We start from the raw sequence: 17,594 nt of genomic DNA, 5'->3' as shown, positions 1-17,594 counted from the left end.
GCGGATCAGTCCCGGGCCGGGAAGAGGTCCGCACGGGCCTCTTCCCGGCCCACCGCTCGCGCAGCAGATCGGCGTGCCCGGTGCCCAGGTCCGGCGTCGCGGCCACCAGGTCGCCGAGCCACCTGCAGCGCAGTTACCCGCTGCTCAAGAGGCGGTGGTGGCGATGGTCGGGTCAGCGCCCGGGTCACCGGCCCGCTGCAGCTGCTCCTCAAACATCACGAACGTCCGCCGCCGGATGCCCTTGATCAGCGCCTGCTCATGCGGCGTCGGATAGCGGCGCTCCTCGCGTAGGGTCTCCTCGATTGCCCGTACCGTCTCGTAGAGCGCGTAGACCGGCCCCTCGCCCCGCAGATAGTGGCCACGGTCCTGCTCGGTGTGCCAGACAAACTCGTCGCGGGATACTTCGTGGATCTCGTCACCACCGACGAAGAGCACCTTGTCAATGAGGTTGTTTGCAGGTCGCCAGCCGCCGGTATCAGGCGACAGCCGCCACCCGGCAACCCCACCGTCCGGCGTTTCCACCAACTTGACGGGTGAGTCGTAGTAGGTGAAAAACCTCGGCAGTGCCAGGCCTCTCAGCTGGGTCATTGCTGCGGCACCTCTCGGAATCCTTCAATTGCCCTCCAGTAGATGTCCTGCACACGCACTAGTAGGCCATCCCGGATCGCCCTCTCCACCTTCGTCAGCGGCCGTCCATCAGACTCGGTCAGCGCATCGAGATCCCGTCGGACCTCGTACAGCGCATGCTCCCACTCCGCCACATGCTCGACCGGGGCCAGCTGCAGTCGAAGCTCAGCGACGTGCCCGTTGGACAAGCGCAGGTTCAGAAGTATGTCTCGGTATCCGCTGCCCTGCGGCGACAGGAAGCGGTCCTTGATGTCGAGCATGACGACTCGCGGGTCGACAGCAAGGCGGCTGAGCGCCCGATAAATATCGTCGAGCTGGTCAAACTCCACCTTGGCAGCGGCCAGATCCTTCAACCGCGATACATCGTTTTCATACTCCACAAGCTTGTCCAGCACCCGCTCGCGGTCCTTCGGCCGGCTCCGCCAATCGGGCCGGCCGCGATTCCCGGCAACAGTGCTGGCGATGTCGTTCAACTCCGGCTGTGCCACCGCAGCCTCGACGTAAAGCTTCTCCACATACGCAAGGCGATAGCCCTCATCCTCCTGTCGCGCACGGTCGAAGCCAAGTTGCCAAGTGTCTTGCCTCCGGGCGGCCACCTCGCCGCTCAGCTGGCGCTGCTCGTCGGTCACGGGCGTTGGACGCGGGATGGGCTCGTCCACCGCGATGAGCGCGTCCGGGCCATGCTGGGCAAGGTCGTTGACCACCTCGCCGAGGACGTCGATCGCCTCTTGATGACTGGCAAGGTGGTGGAGAGTCAGCGGCCGCGCGGTGAGCGAGTTGGCCAGTTCGGGCGTGGCCAGGATCATCCGGACCAGTTCCGGACGCTGCGCCAACTGCCGTAACAGCGTTTCGGCCAGCAGCGGCTCGCCGCGCGGCGGCGCCTCCCAGGTCTGGTCGAGCATTCGCTGGACCCGTGGATCGGCGAGCAGCCGCGCCACGTCCCGGGCCGCCGCGTCGTCCAACTCTGGAGCCAGCCGCCGCAGGGTCGGCGCGTCCAGGTGGTGCACCAACTCGACCGGGGTCACCCCGGCGGCGAAGACCTGATCGAGGTTCGTGCTCGCAGTGATCGCGTCCCGGACGAAGAGTCCGGCGGAGATCCGCTCGGTGTGCGCATTAAGGTGCGCCCGCCGCACGTCGTCCGCGCCGGGCGCCGGCGCGCTGCCCGGGGACGACGGGCCGTCCGCCCGGTGGAACGTGGTGGACTCCCCGAGCAGGTGGACATGGTTGAAATCCGGCGGATCGTCCCCACCGTCGTACGGCGCCGGTGGGTCGGACGGTCGGGGCGGGTCGGGGCGCTCCAGCGGGTCGGGCAGGCGGTTGAAGTCGCCCGGTGGTCGGCCGGCGAGCGGCATCGGCCGGCCGTCCGGGCCGACCACCAGGGCGTCGATCCCCACCACGTTGGTCTCCTGGGACACCCCGCTGTGGGTGTAGAGCGGGCGATCCCAGACCGAACCCCACTGCGGGTCGAGGTATAGGACGGTCCCGTTCTGGTTCAGCGCCACCCAGGCGTGCGACCCGCCGCCCTGCCAGCTGGTGATGACGAACGCGTAGCTGCCGTGGCCGCCCGCGAGCAACTGCTCGTGCAGGTCGCGGTAGCCGGTCTCGACCATCTGCCGCACGCCGAGGTCGGTCGGGGGTTCGTCCACGCACAGCTTCTGGAACCGCCCCCCGGTGACCTCCTCCACCCGCAGCGGTCCGTCCTCCTCGCCACCGATCGGGCTGCGGACGTCCCCCATCAGGTAGCCGTCAAAGGTACGCGGGGCGGAGACCCGCGGCCGGCCGTGCAGCCAGGTGTCGTAGAGCGACAGGGTGCAGTCGAGGCAGTTGATGCTGCGCGTCGCATCCGCCTGTGGGCCGCCGTCGTTCGCGAGCTTGAACCAGCCGCCGTACCGGGGATCGGCGGTCCGCACCACGCTGCCGTCCGGGTTACGCGGCATCTGCCGTTCCAGGTCCGTCTGGTGCAGCGCAAGCGGCGGACGCAGCCCACCCCGCATGCCGTAGCGGCGGGAACGGTCGATCGGCAAGGGGTGCCCGTCACCGGTGAGGGCGGAGGTGTCGGATGTCTCCACGGCGCCGGGCGCGAGGTCGGCGACGTCGTCGTTGATCCGGTAGAAGTCCGCGTCGTCCTCGATTAGCACCGCGTCCGGCGCGAGCGACCCGGCGAGGACCATCTGGGCCTCGTCGCGCAGCACGTTGGCTTCGTTGCTGGACTCGCGCGCCTCGCGGTACCACCGCTGCGCGGCCAACTTCCGACCGGCCCGGCGGAGTTCCGTGGCCTGGGCTGCCCAGTCACTGGCCCGTTCGTCGTGGTAATCGGCCTGCTCGCGCAGCCAAGCCGCCCTCTGCTGGCGCCGATTCTCCTCGTACCACTGCCGCTGGTCCTGCAGGTAGGCCTGGTAGCGGCGTCGGTCGAGGGCTTCCCGCTCGGCGGCTCGCCGCGCCGCCAGTTCCTCGGGTGTCGGCCGGCGGGGCGGGAGCGGATCGAAGGGGCCAGGCAGGGCCGGCGAGGGGTCGCGGGCGGGCCCGGGTGCCGGCGCCAGCGTCTCCAGCAGCGGGAATCTCGGGTTCGGCGTCGGCCGGTTGTCCGGGCCGGTGACCGCCGGCCCGGCTGCGGGATCGACCGGGGGGCGGGCGGTGTGGTGAGCCGGTGGAGCGGTGAGCGCCCCGGCCTGCGGGGAGCCGCCGGCAAGGCGGTCCGCGGCGGTGGGGGACGCCCCGTTCGGCTGCGGCATGCTGGACGACGGGCCGCTCACCACCGTCGGTGCCGTGCTCGCCTGCACCGGAGCCGGCTGGTTCGACGTGGTCAGGTCGGTCGAGGTGATGGCGGGCATCGGAGCCGGCCTCGGCTCGGCGATCACCGGATGGGTGGCCACGACCGGCGCTTCGACCGCCACCGAGGAGAGTGTCGGGGTGGCCGGCACGTGCGACGGCCGAGCAGCGGAGTCTGTGGCCAGCGCGGCGACACCCGCCGACGGCTGCTCCAGGTGAACGGGTGACGAGAGCCGCTCCGCCGCCGGAACCGCCTGGGCGAGCCGGGTGGGATCAGGCGTTGCGCCCGGAGTGTCCGTCCCGCCGGGATGATGGACGTCCGGCTGGGCCGCGGAACCGGCAGCGGTGCTGCCGAGCGGGCCAGTCAGCGGCCCGACCGGGTCGGGCATCCGCTGGGCCGGGATGTGGCCCGACTCGCCGGTTGGAAGCGGAACGGCCAGGTCCACCGGCGGCGCGGAGAGGCCGGTCAGCTTTCCGTCGAGGCGGTGGTGCATCGCGGTCTCGGCCTGGCTGGTGGCCGAGCCGCTGACGCCGGAGACGGCGGAGCGAGCCAGGTCCTCCAGCGACACGCCCTGCCCGATGGCCAGCCCGGCCGCACCCTCGGCGAGCGTTTCGCCGGCCATCTCCCGCCCGAAGCGCTCCCCGACCTGGGCGAACCCCCCGTGCGCGTGCCGGCCCAGCCCGGCCAGCGGCGCCACCGCGCCACCGGCGAAGCCACCGAGCCCCGACATGCCCACGTCGGTCAGGTCCAGGCCGTCCCGGCGTCCCGTCGAGTTCTGGTACGCCTGGGTCGCCAGGCTGGTGCCCGCCTCCTGCCCGGCCTCGACCAAGCCGCCGATTGCGGCGCGGTGGGCGAGGCCGCGGGTGCCGCTCTTGACGACCTCCTTCGCGGCTCGCTCGCTGGCCTCCTTCAGCCCTTCCTTGAGGGCCTTGCGGGCAAGTTGTGCCACGAGCCGCTTGAAGATCTGCTGCACGACGATTCGACTGGCGGTGATGGCCGCGCCGGCGGCCGGTGACGCCGCGCCGAGCGTCAGCACGGTCGCGACTGCCAACGAGAGCAGCTCGACGACCAGGATGCCCAGCTCGATCCAGGCCTCCAGCTTGGCGCCCTCGATGTCGCAGCCGCAGGACTCGACCAGCTTTCCCAGCTCGCCGGTGACCGCGAGCAGGACCGGCAGGGGGGCTTCCGCCCCTTCGGCGACCCTGTGCCAGGCGATGTCGAACGCCTCGGCCACCAGGCCGACGCCGCCGTATCCGCTGCGGATCTCGCCCGCCGCGTCGGTCGCGTCGGTCCGCGGGCCGGCGAGGATCTCGGCGACGGCGTACCACTGGTCGGCGAGGTCCCAGACGGCACGCTCGTTGCCGTCCGGCCACTCCACGCCGACGACCCAGTCCAGGGCCTCGTAGATCCAGCCGGGCACGTCCCAGGGGCAGTAGTCGAGCGGGTGCGGGATCGGGCTGGGCAGCATGCTCACGCGCGGATCCTCCGAAGGTCAGCGCCAGTGCCGGTGCGGGGTGTGCTGCTGGTGCGGGATGTCGCCGAGTTGGCGGGCGTTGGTCAGGTCGGTTGCCACGGTGGCGGTCACGGACCGGACCACGTCGCTGCCCAGCCCTTCGAGGGATCGGCCCAGCATTTCCCAGACGCGCAGCAGCGTCTCCTCGTAGCCGCGGTAGTGCTTTTCGAAGGCGGCGCCGATGTCGTCCCGACCCCACGGCCGCTGCGCGCTGGCCTCCGCGATCGCCCCGCCGGCGTCCCGCCGCGTGGCGCTGACCGCCTCTGCGGCGAGGGTCAGGTCGGCACCGCCGCGGCGGGCCCGGTCCGGGTCCAGCCAGATCTGCACCTCCGCCACGTCAGTCTCCGCGGGAGAGGACGGCGTCCGCCCGGCCGAGCAGCGCGCCGAAATCGTTGGTGCGTAGGTATTCCACCGACGGTGAGCCGGGCGGCAGGTAGCCGGCGACCAGCTCCTGGGTCGCGGTGACCGCGGCGGCGGACGCCCGAAGCACCGTCGTGGTGATCTTCCGGCTCAGCGCCTTGGCATCCCGGTCGTGGAAGACCGATGGCGCAAGCTCAACGCTGATCAGCTCGCCCCGGGCTCCGACCACCGCGGTCACCTGGCCGTCGTCGGAGCGCTCGGTCACCCGCAGCTCGGCGAGCCTGGTCTGGAGTTCGTCCAATCCGGACCGAAGTCGCTGGTACTGGCCGTACACCTCGTCGAAGCGCGCACGCAGCGCGCGGTTCGCGTCCCGGTCGGCGCTCTCGGCCACCGCCACCCCTCTCCGTCACCGTCAGTAGGCCAGACCATACCGGGCGCCACGGAATCCGTGGGGTCCGGTAACTTCAGGCCGTGATCGAGCGACAGCAGGCCGAGCAACTCGCCGCCATCTGGGCGGAGCGGGATTCCGAGCGGCTGGGATTCCCGTGCACGCCGGTGGTCGAGGAGTTCGAGCTCGGCTACCTGATCATGTCCGCCGTGTCGCCCGACGCCCGCGCCCTCCCCGGCGACCTGCCGACCACTGTCGTCGACAAGGAGACCGGAGAGCTGTCAACCTGGCCTCGGCTGCCGTTCGACGCCGTCGCACAGATGTTCCGGCAGCGCCGGCCGCCGGAGCCGCGCCCGCCGCGTACGGTCGACCCGGCGAGCCAGTTGCTCCGCGAGATCACCCGACTTCCCACGCCCGGCGCTGTTGCGCATCTCACCCTCGACGGCCGCGTCCACGTGGCCCACGGAGCGAAGGGCGACATCGACCTTCACCACCACCCGCTGGTGCGGTCCTATCTGGACGGGCTGCCGCCCGGCCACCTGGTCCGGGGCGGCGAGCGGCACGCCGAGATGATTGTCGTCTCCGACGTGCTGCACGAGCACGACCATCGCCGTGCCGCGGATCGTCGCTCTCCTATAAGCCTCGAAGAAGCGAGGGCGCTGCTCGGCAGCGCGAAGATCGAGTTCTTCCGTGTCCGCGAGCCGGGTGATCCTGCGGCTGGGACGGCCGAACTCCGCTGTGCCTCCTGCATCAGATTCCTGGTGCATTTCAACGTGCTGCCGTGGTCCGATCTGGCCTATGCCGAGGAATGGCAGGCTGAATCCCAGACCGACCCGGACCCGGGCCGGTTTCCTCCAGATGTCGCAAACGCTCTTGTTGTCGCTGGCTGGCGTCCCCACTTCGGCGACGAGATCCTCGCCGCCGCCTCGATCCGCAAGATCACCGAGGTCAGCGGTCGACGTCATGTGCACGTAAGCTTTCCGGCCGCTCTGGCGACCATCACCGCGTTTCCTGGTCTCGTCGGCGCACGGCAAGGCCCGGGAGAACAAGTTTGGATCTCCCGGTTCAACATTCGTCCGCGCCATGTAGCGCATACCGCCGACACGCTCGCGGATTTCGGGGCGGTGCTGGGCGTACAACTCTTTCCACTCGGGACGGAGCGCCAGGAGAGCATCATCGCCGTCGACGAGCAGGGGCGGATCTTCGCGCTCGACCAGGCCGGCGAGTGGTTCCTCGGCCCGGACATCGACGCCGCCCTGACCACCCTGCTGCTCGGCCGCGCCCCCGCCCGGGTACGCGACGACGGCACCTGGTAGGCCGGCACCTACCAAGCCGAGTCAGGAGCCGAGTATCAGGAAGCTACAGCGCCAGCCCGGTCAGGACCATCACGCGCGGCTCGGTGTAATCCTCCATCGCGCTGCGCAGCCCTTCCCGCCCGACGCCGGAGCCCTTCACCCCGCCGTACGGCATCTGGTCGGCCCGGTACGACGGCACGTCTCCCACGATCACCCCGCCGACGTCGAGCGTCCGGGACGCCAGGAACGCGGTCTGCAGGTTGTGCGTGAAGACGCCGGCCTGCAGCCCGTACGGCGAGTCGTTGACGGCGGCGAACGCGGCCTGCTCGCTCTCGACCCGGGCGACCACCAGCACCGGCCCGAACACCTCTTCCGCACTGACCTTGGCCGACGAGGGCACCCCGGTCAGCACGGTCGGCGGGTAGGTCGCGCCCTCCCGCCGGCCGCCGACCTCGATGGTGGCGCCGGCGGCGACCGCCTCGTCCACCCACGCCTCGACCCGCTCGGCCGCCGCGACGGAGACCAGCGGGCCGACGTCGGTCAGCTCGGAGGTCGGGTCTCCGGTCCGCTGCGCCTCCACGGCCGCGACCAGCCGGGGCAGGAAGCCGTCGTAGAGCCATTCGTGCACGTACACCCGCTGCACGGCGATGCACGACTGGCCGGCCTGGTAGTTGGAGAAGGTGGCGATCCGGTGCGCGGCGAAGGTCAGGTCCTCGTCGGAACTCCAGTCCTCGCAGATCACCGCCGCCGCGTTGCCGCCGAGTTCGAGGGTCACGTGCTTGTCGGGGACGGCCCGGCGGATGGCCGCGCCGACCGGACCGGAGCCGGTGAACGACACCACCGGCAGCCGGGGGTCGGCGACGAGTTCGGCGGCGCGCTCGTTGGGCAGCGGCAGCACTGAGAACATCCCCTCCGGCAGCTCGGTCTCGGCGAGGATCGCGCCGAGCAGCAGCGCGGACAGCGGGGTGGCCGGGGCCGGCTTGACGATGATCGGCGCGCCGACGGCGATTGCCGGGGCCACCTTGTGCGCGACCAGGTTCAGCGGGAAGTTGAACGGCGCGATGCCCAGCACGGGCCCCTTCGGCACCCGCCGGACCAGCGCGATCCGCCCGGTCGCCGCCGGGTCGGTGTCCAGGCGTTGCAGTTCGCCGGAGAAGCGCCGGGCCTCCTCGGCCGCCCACCGGAACGTGGAGACCGCGCGACCCACCTCGGCCTTCGCCCACTTGACCGGTTTGCCGTTCTCGGCGGTGATCAGCGTGGCGACCTCGTCGGCGCGTTCGGCGAGGCGCCGGGAGACGTGATCGAGGGCCGCCGCGCGGGCGTGCGCGGGCAGGGCCGCGGCCGCCGCGGCCACGCCGGCGGCTGCCGCGACGGCGGCCTCGACCTGGTCGGGCGTGGCGAGGCTGGTACGCCCGACCGCCCGGCCGTCGTACGGGTGGGTGACGGTCAGCTCGCCCTCGCCGTGAACGGGGCGGCCGGCGACGAAGAAGGCTCTCGGCTCCACGACCGGCAGCGTAGACGACGCCACCCTCACGCGGAAACAGTTGCCTTAGCCCTTGTCTGTTGCGAATTCAGTAGCCAAGATGGCAGTCAGATTGCGATAACCTCCGCTGTCCTTCCCCCGGCCACCCTCGGAGACTTCTGATGAGTGATCAGCAGCAGCTGCGCAACTTCGTCAACGGCGAGTACGTCGACCCGGTGGACGGCGGCTACGCCGACCTGATCGACCCGTGCACCGGGGAGGTCTTCGCCCAGGCGCCGGTCTCGGGAGCCGCGGACGTGGACGCGGCGATGAAGGCCGCCGCCGCGGCATTCGAGACGTGGCGGGACACCACCCCGGCCGAGCGGCAGAAGGCCCTTCTCAAGCTCGCCGACGCGGTGGAGGCCCGCGCCGCCGACCTGGTCGACGCCGAGGTACGCAACACCGGCAAGCCGCGCCAGCTCACCGCCGACGAGGAGCTGCCCCCGGCCGTCGACGAGTTCCGCTTCTTCGCCGGCGCCGCCCGCCTGCTGGAGGGCCGCTCGGCCGGCGAGTACCTGGCGGGCCACACCTCGTACGTGCGGCGCGAGCCGATCGGCGTCTGCGCCCAGGTCACCCCGTGGAACTACCCGCTGATGATGGCGGTCTGGAAGATCGCCCCGGCGCTGGCCGCCGGCAACACCGTGGTGCTCAAGCCATCCGACACCACCCCGGTGTCGACGCTGCTGCTGGCCGAGATCGCGTCCGAGTTCTTCCCGCCGGGCGTGTTCAACGTGATCTGCGGCAACCGGGACACCGGCCGGGCCCTCGTCGCCCACCCGACGCCGCAGCTGGTGTCGATCACCGGCTCGACCCGGGCCGGCATGGAGGTCGCCGCCGCAGCCGCGCCGGACCTCAAGCGGACCCACCTGGAGTTGGGCGGCAAGGCCCCGGTGGTGCTCTTCGACGACGCGGACATCGCGGCGGCGGCCGAGGCGATCGCGGTGGGCGGCTACTTCAACGCCGGCCAGGACTGCACCGCCGCGACCCGGGTGCTCGCCGGAACCGGCGTCTACGACGACTTCGTCGCCGCCCTCGCCGAGCAGGCCCGCAACACGAAGACCGGCGCGCCGGACGACGAGGACGTGCTCTACGGCCCGCTGAACAACGCCAACCAGCTCGCCCGGGTACGCGGCTTCCTGGACCGGCTGCCCGGCCACGCGAAGGTCGAGACCGGCGGCTCGCAGGTCGGCGAGCGCGGCTACTTCTACGCCCCGACGGTGGTGTCCGGGGTGCAGCAGGCCGACGAGATCATCCAGGACGAGGTGTTCGGCCCCGTCATCACAGTGCAGCGTTTCTCGGACGAGGACGAGGCGGTGCGCTGGGCCAACGGCGTCGAGTACGGCCTGTCCGCCTCGGTCTGGACCAAGGACCACGGCCGGGCGATGCGGATGACCCGTCGGCTCGACTTCGGCTGCGTCTGGGTGAACACCCACATCCCGTTCATCTCGGAGATGCCGCACGGCGGCTTCAAGCACTCCGGGCACGGCAAGGACCTCTCGGTCTACAGCCTGGAGGACTACACCCGGATCAAGCACGTCATGCACAACATCGAAGGCTGAGCCATGACGTCGAGCGAGGAACTGCACAAACGGCGGGGCGCGGCGGTCGCCCGTGGAGTCGGGAGCGTCATCCCGGCGTACGTGGACCGGGCCGGCGGCGGCACGATCACCGACGTCGACGGTCGGGAGTGGATCGACTTCGCCGCCGGCATCGCGGTCACCAGTGTCGGCAACTCCGCCCCTCGGGTGGTCGAGGCGGTCAAGGCGCAGGTCGAGCGCTTCACCCACACCTGCTTCATGGTCGCCCCCTACGAGTCGTACGTGACGGTGTGCGAGCAGCTCAACGCCCTGACGCCGGGAGGCTTCGAGAAGCGCTCGGCGCTGTTCAACTCGGGCGCCGAGGCGGTGGAGAACGCCGTGAAGATCGCCCGGCACGCCACCGGGCGGCCGGCGGTGGTGGTCTTCGACCACGCGTACCACGGCCGGACCAACCTGACCATGGCGCTGACCGCGAAGAACATGCCGTACAAGCACCGGTTCGGGCCGTTCGCCGGGGAGATCTACCGGGTGCCGATGTCGTACCCGCTGCGCGACGGTGGGCTCGACGGGGCGACCGCCGCGGCCCTGGCGATCGAGCTGGTGGAGAAGCAGGTCGGTGCGGAGAACGTGGCCGCGCTGCTGATCGAGCCGATCCAGGGCGAGGGCGGCTTCGTCGTACCCGCGGAGGGGTTCCTGCCGGCGCTGCGCGAGTGGGCGACAGCCGCCGGGGTGGTCTTCGTGGCCGACGAGATCCAGACCGGGTTCTGCCGGACCGGGGACTGGTTCGCCTGCCAGCACGAGGGCGTCGAGCCGGACCTGGTCACCCTGGCCAAGGGCATCGCCGGCGGCCTGCCGCTGGCCGCCGTGACCGGGCGGGCGGAGCTGATGGACGCGGTGCACGTCGGCGGCCTCGGCGGCACGTACGGCGGCAACCCGATCGCCTGTGCCGCCGCACTGGCGGCCATCGAGACCATGCACGAGCTGGACCTGGCCGCCGCCGCCCGGCGGATCGGCGCGACCATGGTCGGCCGGCTGCGGGCGATCGCCGCCCGCGACCCGCGCGTCGCCGAGGTACGCGGGCGCGGCGCGATGCTCGCCGTGGAGATCGTGCAGCCGGGCAGCCTGACCCCGGACCCGGCCGCCACGGCGGCGATCTCGGCGGCCTGCCACGCGGCCGGCCTGCTCACCCTCACCTGCGGCACGTACGGCAACGTGCTGCGTTTCCTGCCCCCGCTCGTGATCGCCGACGAGGAGTTGACCCGGGGCCTGGACATCCTGGACGCGGCGTTCGGCTGACCGGCGGTCAGCACCTGTTCGTGGCACACCATGGTTGCCACGGAGGGTCGCGTAGGCCGGATCGGGGAATCGGGCCACCAGATCTCCACCGGCTCGTGAGTGACAGGAAGGCTCCGGATCCTGTCAAGAATGCCTAGCCGATCGAACGCGCAGTCCCGTCGGCGTCGACCGCAATCCGCCCCTGCGGTCGGTTCCCACCGCAGTCCCCTCCGGGCGGTTCAACCATCTTGGGATCAAGCATCAATGTCTGATCGACGATCCGGGTTCCCGCCGAATCGGTCAGGGTCACGGTCACCTCGACCGGGCGCGACGGCAGGTCGGGAACGTCGGCAAAGCCCGCCTTCTCGCCCGTGGCCTCGTCCTGTGCGACGCAGACGGCGTCGGGTCCACTCCCGGTGCAACCGTCGTCGATGGTTCGGGAACTCGGGCGCAGGGTGACCGGCCGCGTCCGGCAGGAACCGTCCCAGCACACGGCCATCTCGGCCGAGTCAACCCGCTCCGCGATCGCCGCGGCGACATTGATGCCGATCCCCTTCGGGGTAGCGATCAACGGACACGCTCGCGTCTCTGCGGTGGTGGCGCAGCCCGTCAGAGTCGTGAGGATCAGCGCCCCGACCAACAAGGGTCTACTCCTCGGCAAGACGGCTCCCATCGAGATAACACTGTGGACGCGACAGCCTCACTGCGGTGATATCGTCCCAGATCGACTTCATCTCCGGCCTCGGACCGCCCGTCGAGAAGCTGGCGACCAAGGATCTAGTCACAGCCGGGCGTACGGCTCTCGTCGAGCATGCCGCGCATGACCACGCTCATCATCCGGACCCGCAGAGGGCGCGGCAGCGGCCGCAGGGACCAGGTGAGCAGCTTCGCCAGGCCGCCGGGCAGCACCGTGCCCCGACGGCCGAGCGCGTTGAGGACGGGAGCCGCCACGTCGGCGGGGCGGGCGGCCAGCGTCATCCGCATCCCCGCCCGGGCAGCGAAGCCGCTGCGCACCGGGCCGGGCGCCGCCGCCAGCACGTCGATGCCGAGCGGCTTCCACTCCACGTGCAGCGCCTCGGCGAGCGCCTGCACGTACGCCTTGGTGGCCGCGTACGAGGCGGCGTGCGGGGCGCCCTGGAAGCCGACCAGCGAGGCCAGCAGCACCACGCCCCCGCGCCCGCGCGCGGCCAGTCGCCGCCCGAACCGCTGGGTCAGCGCCAGCACCGCCCGGCAGTTGACGTCCAGCATCTCCACCTCGACCGAAGGGTCCGCGTCCAGGAACGACCCGGAGGTGCCGAACCCGGCGGCGGCCACCAGCAGCCCGACGTCAAGATCCGTGCTGCCGGCGACGGCCGCGTCCACCCCGGCCGGCGTGGCGAGGTCGGCGTCGACCACCCGGGCCTGGACGCCGTACCGGTCGGTGAGCTCGTCGGCCAGGGTGAGCAGCACGTCCCGCCGCCGGGCGACGAGGACGAGGTGCAACCCGGCGGCAGCGAGCACCTCGGCGATCTCCCGCCCGATGCCCGACGACGCGCCGGTGACGAGCGCCCAGGGACCGTACCGGGCGCGGAACCGGTCCGGGTGGCGCAGCCGGCGCGGGGTACGCGGCACGGCAGCGGAGGCCGGCCCGTCGATCCGCGTGGCGGTCTCCTCCGGCGGCATAACGGACCACCCCTTCCCTGGCTGACGCTCCCTGCTCGCCACGATTCCCGGGTCAGCCGGTGGCGGTCCACCGCCATCGTGCGCAGCCAGGTGTCCGGCCCTGCCTGGCACCCGCCCGGGCGGACCGGACGGGGATCAGCCGGCCCGTCAGCGGCCGTCGAGAAGGGGCCGGCGCGGGTCCCAGGGCTGGCCGCCGGCGGCGTCCCGGCGGCGGCGGGCGATCGCCGACAACGCCTCCAGGACCACCCGGTTCCCCAGGTACGCGGTGATGTCGGCGTGGTCGTACGGCGGCGCGACCTCGACCACGTCCACCCCGACCACGGGCAGCTCGTAGCAGCAGCGCCGGACGGCGTCGAGCAGCTGCCGCGAGGTCAGCCCGCCGGGCTCCGGGGTGCCGGTCCCGGGGGCCATGCCCGGGTCGACCACGTCCACGTCGACGGAGAGGAAGACCCCCTCGCACTCGTCGGTGGCGATCCCGAACGCCTCGGTCAGGCACTCGTCGAGCCCGCGGGCCACCACCTCGGTCATCTCGTACGACCGCATCCGCTGGTCGGCCATCCAGGAGAGCGTCTCCGGGCCGGGCCAGTAGCCGCGCAGGCCGATCTGGAGGAACCGGTCACCGCGTACCGCGCCGGACTCGATGAGCCGGCGCATCGGCTGGCCGTGCCCGTGCAGCGAGCCGAACTCGATGTCCCCGGTGTCGGCGTGCGCGTCGAAGTGCACCAGCGACACCCGGCCGAGCCCGTGGTGGCGGGCGACCCCGGTGGCGTCGGGCAGCGCGATGGAGTGGTCGCCGCCGAGCACGATCGGGATCGCCCCGGCGGACGCGACCGCGTGGACGGCGGATTCCAGCGCGGACAGCGACCGTTCGATGTCGCCGGAGAACATCTCCACGTCGCCCGCGTCGTAGACGCGGAGGTCCTGCAGGCCGTCCACCCGCAGCGCCAGCGACGGGCGGGAGCCGTCGTGCGGCAGGTAGCAGGCCTGGCGGATGGCGGACGGGCCGAACCGGGTGCCGGGCCGGTGCGAGGTGCCGCCGTCGAAGGGCGCGCCCACGATCACCACGTCCGCGTCCGCGTAGCTGACCGGCTCGTCCAGGGTGCACGGGGGCACCCCGAGGAACGTCACGTCGGGGCCGAACATCGGGCCGTAGCGGGTCACCCCTCCTCCATTCCCCACGGCGAGCCGTAGCCGGTCAGCAGGTCGAGGAAGGGCCGCGGGGGCAGCGCCTCCGGGCCGAGCACCCCGGTGCCGGACCAGGCGCCGGTGGCCAGCAGTTCCAGCGCGACCACCGGGTTGATCGCGGTCTGCCAGACCACCGCCTGGTGGCCGTACTCCTTCATGGACCACTCGTTGTCGACCACGTGGTAGAGGTAGACCCGCCGTGGCCGGCCGTCGACCCCGGTGCCGGTGACGTACGTCCCGGCGCACGTCTTGCCGCGCATCCGGTCGCCGAGGGTGGCCGGGTCGGGCAGGCAGGCGGCCACCACGTCGCGCGGGGCGACCTCGACGCCGCGCACCGACACCGGGCGGGTCGAGTCGAGGCCCAGCTTGTGCAGGGTCTTGAGCACCTCGATGAACTCGTCGCCCAGGCCGTACTTGAAGGTGACCCGCTTGGCCTTCACCCAGCGCGGGATCAGCAGCACCTCCTCGTGCTCCACGTTGACGCACTCCACCGGGCCGATCCCCGCCGGGAACTCGAACACCTCCGGCTCCGAGAACGGCGGGGTGGTGTACCAGCCCCGGTCGGCGTCCCAGATCACCGGCGGGTTGAGACACTCCTCGATGGTGGTCCAGATGGAGAACGACGGGGCGAAGTCGTAGCCGTCGACGGTGAGGTTGGCGCCGTCGCGTACCCCGATCTCGTCGATCTCGGTGAAGAGTTCGTCGGCGGCGTAACGGGCGAAGACGTCGGACAGGCCCGGCTCGACGCCGATGCCGCAGAGCGCGAGCCGGCCAGCCGTGGACCACTGCTCAGCGAGAGCGAACTGGTCGTCGCCGAGCTTCACCCCGGTCTCCGCGTACGGATGCGCGGGGTGCGGGCGGGACAGCGACATCGCCATGTCCAGATAGTCGGCCCCGGCGGCGAACGCGCCCTCGAAAATCGGCATGACGAAGCGCGGGTCGACCGCGTTGAGCACGTGGGTGATCCGGTGCTCGCGGCAGAGCGCGGCGACCGCCTCCGCCGACGAGGCGTCGAGCGGGGCGGCGACGAACCGGGTGTCGTAATCCGCGATGGCCCGGCTGGCCCGGCCGAGGTCGTAGTCGGCGACCACCATCGTCTCGAAGAAGGAGCGGCGGGCGGCGATGGCGACGGCGGCGGAGCCGACGCCGCCGGCGCCGACGAGCAGGATGCGCATCAGGAATCGAACCCCAGTCCAAGACGATCGAGCGTACGGAGCCACCCGTTGCGCCGCCCCTGGCGCGCGTCGGCGCGGGCGAGCGACCAACGGGTGAGGTTGATGCCGGCGGCGCGGAACGGCTCCGGCGGGAACGGCAGCGGCTTGCTGCGCACCAGGTCGAGCCGGGTCAGCGGAGTCTCCTTCCCGCCGAGCAGGTCGAGCATCACCCGGGCGCCGAACCGGGTCGCCCCGACGCCGAGCCCGGTGAACCCGGCCGCGTACGCCAGCCGTCCCTCGTACGCGGTGCCGAAGAACGCACAGAACCGGGTGCAGGTGTCGATCACCCCGCCCCAGCGGTGGCTGAACCGGAGACCCGCCAATTGGGGAAAGGTGGTGAAGAAGTGCTCGGCCAGGGCGGTGAAGGTGGCCGGCCGCTGCGCCAGCTCCGGGGCCATCCGGTTGCCGTAGTGGTAGACCGCGTCGTACCCGCCGAAGAGGATCCGGCCGTCGGCGGTGATCCGGTAGTAGTGGAACTGGTTGCCGACATCGGCCAGGCCCTGCCGGTTCGCCCAGCCGATCGCCTTCCGCTGCACGGGCGTCAGCGGCTCGGTCATCAGCGCGTAGTCGTAGACCGGGACCAGCCAGGCGCGCAGCCGGCGCAGCAGCGGCGGGAACGCGTTGGTGGCGAGCACGACCTGCCGGGCCCGGACCACGCCGGGCGCCCCGTCCGGGCCACCGGCCGTCGTCGCGCGCAACGCGCCGCCGTCCCGGCGCAGGCCGGTGACCCGGGTGTGCTCGTGCAGGCGTACGCCCAGGTCGAGGGCGGCGCGGCGGAGCCCCCAGGCGAGCTTCGCCGGGTCGAGCAGGGCCACCCGGTCCCGGTCCCACATCCCGCCGAGGTACGTCGGCGAGTCCACCTCGGCGCGTACCTCGTCGCGGTCGAGCAGCCGGACGTCGTGGCCGTACCGGCGGGCCAGCTCGGCGTCCTCGGCGAGCCCGGCGAGCTGGTACGGCTCGACGGCGACCGCCAGTTCGCCGGTCCGCTCGAAGTCGCAGTCGATGTCGTGCCGGGCCACCGTGGCGGCGATGGCCGCCAGGTTCTCCCGGCCGAGCCGCTCCAACTCGTCGATCTCGCCGGGGAACCGGTCGACGCCGTTGGCCAGGCCGTGGGTGAGCGAGGCGGCGCAGAACCCGCCGTTGCGCCCCGACGCCGCCCAGCCGCAGGTGCCCGCCTCGACCAGCAGCACGTCCCGGTCCGGGTCGGCCTCCTTGGCCAGCAGGGCGGTCCAGAGCCCCGAGTACCCGCCACCGACCACCAGCAGGTCGGCGTCGTGCGGACCGGCCAGCGGCGGCAGCGGGTCGGGGCGTTCCGGTCGGTCGAGCCAGTACGGGACGGGCGCGGCGTCGGCCAACGCCCGGCCGGTATGCGGGAGTTTCATGATCCGCTCATCGCCGATGGGCGGGGCGCGACGGGGGTCGCGAGGGCCGCCCGCCGGGCTCGCCGGCCGCGCAGCGAGCTGGCCCCGACGAGCAGCAACGCGATCACGAACATCGCCGTGCCAATGACGTTGACCTGCGGCGGGATGCCCCGCTGGGCGGCGCCCCAGACGTACATCGGGAAGGTGACCGTGGTGCCGGCGTTGAAGTTCGTGATGATGAAGTCGTCGAAGCTCAGCGAGAACGCGAGCAGCGCGGCGGCCACGATGCCGGGCAGCACCAGCGGCAGCGTGATCCGCCGGAAGGTCTGCCACTCGCTGGCGTACAGGTCCATGGCGGCCTCCTCCAGCCGCCGGTCCATGCCGGCGAGCCGGGCCTTCACGGTGACCACCACGAACGACACGCAGAACATCACGTGCGCGATGACGATGGTCCAGAAGCCCTGCGGCACCCCGGCGGCCACGAAGAGGGCGAGCAGCGAGGTGCCCATCACCAGTTCCGGGGTGGCCATCGGCAGGAAGATCAGCCCGTTGATCCCGGCGCGCCCCCGGAAGCCGTGCCGGACCAGGGCGAACGCCATCAGCGTGCCGAGGATGGTGGAGACCACCGTGGCGATCAGGCCGATCTCCATGCTGCGGATGACGGCGTCGCACATGTCGGAGGTGGCGCAGGGCTGCGTCCAGTTGTCCAGGGTGAACTCGTTGAAGTCGTAGGACAGCCGGCTGGACGGCCGGTTGAAGGAGAGGCCGGCGACCACCAGGATGGGCAGCGAGAGGTAGCCGAGGACGAGCAGGGCGGCGCCCATCACCCACCGGTCGGCCAGCCAACGGCGCATCAGAACTCACCTTCATTCGCGACTGCGGGG

The 17,594-nt window shown here is 71.8% G+C and carries 14 protein-coding genes; 3 read left to right on the top strand and 11 right to left on the bottom strand.

What is annotated here, in order from left to right; all coding sequences use genetic code 11:
• Positions 1-144: 144 nt before the first annotated feature.
• Genes ACFYML_RS16885 through ACFYML_RS16870 form a run of 4 tightly spaced genes read right to left on the bottom strand, consistent with a single transcriptional unit; the run spans position 145 to position 5,661 of the window.
• Positions 145-588, bottom strand: a complete 444-nt coding sequence (locus tag ACFYML_RS16885; RefSeq protein WP_387421478.1) for a hypothetical protein — start codon at positions 586-588, stop codon at positions 145-147.
• A complete protein-coding gene (locus ACFYML_RS16880) occupies positions 585-4,865 on the bottom strand; it encodes a toxin glutamine deamidase domain-containing protein (RefSeq protein ID WP_387421528.1) in 4,281 nt (1,426 codons plus the stop codon). Before ACFYML_RS16880 ends, ACFYML_RS16885 begins: the two co-directional genes overlap by 4 nt.
• 24 nt (positions 4,866-4,889) lie before the next feature.
• The gene (locus tag ACFYML_RS16875) at positions 4,890-5,246 is read right to left on the bottom strand and encodes a hypothetical protein (protein WP_387421477.1); all 357 of its coding nucleotides are present in this window, start codon (positions 5,244-5,246) and stop codon (positions 4,890-4,892) included.
• Between the two features lies 1 nt (position 5,247).
• A complete protein-coding gene (locus ACFYML_RS16870; protein WP_387421476.1) occupies positions 5,248-5,661 on the bottom strand; it encodes a YbaB/EbfC family nucleoid-associated protein in 414 nt (137 codons plus the stop codon).
• 80 nt (positions 5,662-5,741) lie between these two features.
• Here ACFYML_RS16870 and ACFYML_RS16865 point away from each other — a divergent pair, with 80 nt between their 5' ends.
• Positions 5,742-6,974 carry an SUKH-3 domain-containing protein gene (locus tag ACFYML_RS16865; protein WP_387421475.1) on the top strand — a complete coding sequence of 411 codons (1,233 nt, stop codon included), beginning with the start codon at positions 5,742-5,744 and terminating at the stop codon, positions 6,972-6,974.
• 43 nt (positions 6,975-7,017) lie between these two features.
• On the opposite strand, the gene ACFYML_RS16860 is transcribed toward ACFYML_RS16865, so the two are convergent.
• On the bottom strand, positions 7,018-8,457 hold the full coding sequence (locus ACFYML_RS16860; protein ID WP_387421474.1) for an aldehyde dehydrogenase family protein: 1,440 nt from the start codon (positions 8,455-8,457) through the stop codon (positions 7,018-7,020).
• A gap of 140 nt (positions 8,458-8,597) precedes the next feature.
• Here ACFYML_RS16860 and ACFYML_RS16855 point away from each other — a divergent pair, with 140 nt between their 5' ends.
• A complete protein-coding gene (locus ACFYML_RS16855) occupies positions 8,598-10,034 on the top strand; it encodes a gamma-aminobutyraldehyde dehydrogenase (protein WP_387421473.1) in 1,437 nt (478 codons plus the stop codon).
• 3 nt (positions 10,035-10,037) lie between these two features.
• Positions 10,038-11,309, top strand: a complete 1,272-nt coding sequence (gabT, locus tag ACFYML_RS16850; protein ID WP_387421472.1) for a 4-aminobutyrate--2-oxoglutarate transaminase — start codon at positions 10,038-10,040, stop codon at positions 11,307-11,309.
• A 133-nt stretch (positions 11,310-11,442) separates the two neighbouring features.
• On the opposite strand, the gene ACFYML_RS16845 is transcribed toward gabT, so the two are convergent.
• From ACFYML_RS16845 to ACFYML_RS16820, 6 genes are all read right to left on the bottom strand, one after another.
• Positions 11,443-11,931, bottom strand: coding sequence for a hypothetical protein (locus ACFYML_RS16845; RefSeq protein WP_387421471.1), 489 nt, complete (start codon positions 11,929-11,931; stop codon positions 11,443-11,445).
• Between the two features lie 134 nt (positions 11,932-12,065).
• Entirely contained in the window at positions 12,066-12,950 is an 885-nt protein-coding gene (locus tag ACFYML_RS16840; RefSeq protein WP_387421470.1) for an SDR family NAD(P)-dependent oxidoreductase, read from the bottom strand.
• 147 nt (positions 12,951-13,097) lie between these two features.
• On the bottom strand, positions 13,098-14,111 hold the full coding sequence (gene speB / locus ACFYML_RS16835) for an agmatinase (protein ID WP_387421469.1): 1,014 nt from the start codon (positions 14,109-14,111) through the stop codon (positions 13,098-13,100).
• Complete coding sequence (locus ACFYML_RS16830; protein WP_387421468.1) at positions 14,108-15,310, bottom strand: saccharopine dehydrogenase family protein; 1,203 nt, start codon at positions 15,308-15,310, stop codon at positions 14,108-14,110. Before ACFYML_RS16830 ends, speB begins: the two co-directional genes overlap by 4 nt.
• Complete coding sequence (locus tag ACFYML_RS16825) at positions 15,310-16,731, bottom strand: NAD(P)/FAD-dependent oxidoreductase (RefSeq protein ID WP_387421467.1); 1,422 nt, start codon at positions 16,729-16,731, stop codon at positions 15,310-15,312. The genes ACFYML_RS16830 and ACFYML_RS16825 overlap by 1 nt, the downstream gene beginning before the upstream one ends.
• The gene (locus tag ACFYML_RS16820) at positions 16,728-17,564 is read right to left on the bottom strand and encodes an ABC transporter permease (protein ID WP_387273468.1); all 837 of its coding nucleotides are present in this window, start codon (positions 17,562-17,564) and stop codon (positions 16,728-16,730) included. The genes ACFYML_RS16825 and ACFYML_RS16820 overlap by 4 nt, the downstream gene beginning before the upstream one ends.
• Positions 17,565-17,594 lie beyond the last annotated feature (30 nt).

Origin of the sequence: Micromonospora sp. NPDC007230 (assembly GCF_042869115.1) — a bacterium.
Lineage (GTDB): Bacteria > Actinomycetota > Actinomycetes > Mycobacteriales > Micromonosporaceae > Micromonospora.
The sequence above is the reverse complement of the archived record's forward strand: the minus strand, read 5'-3'. Positions and strand labels throughout refer to the sequence as shown.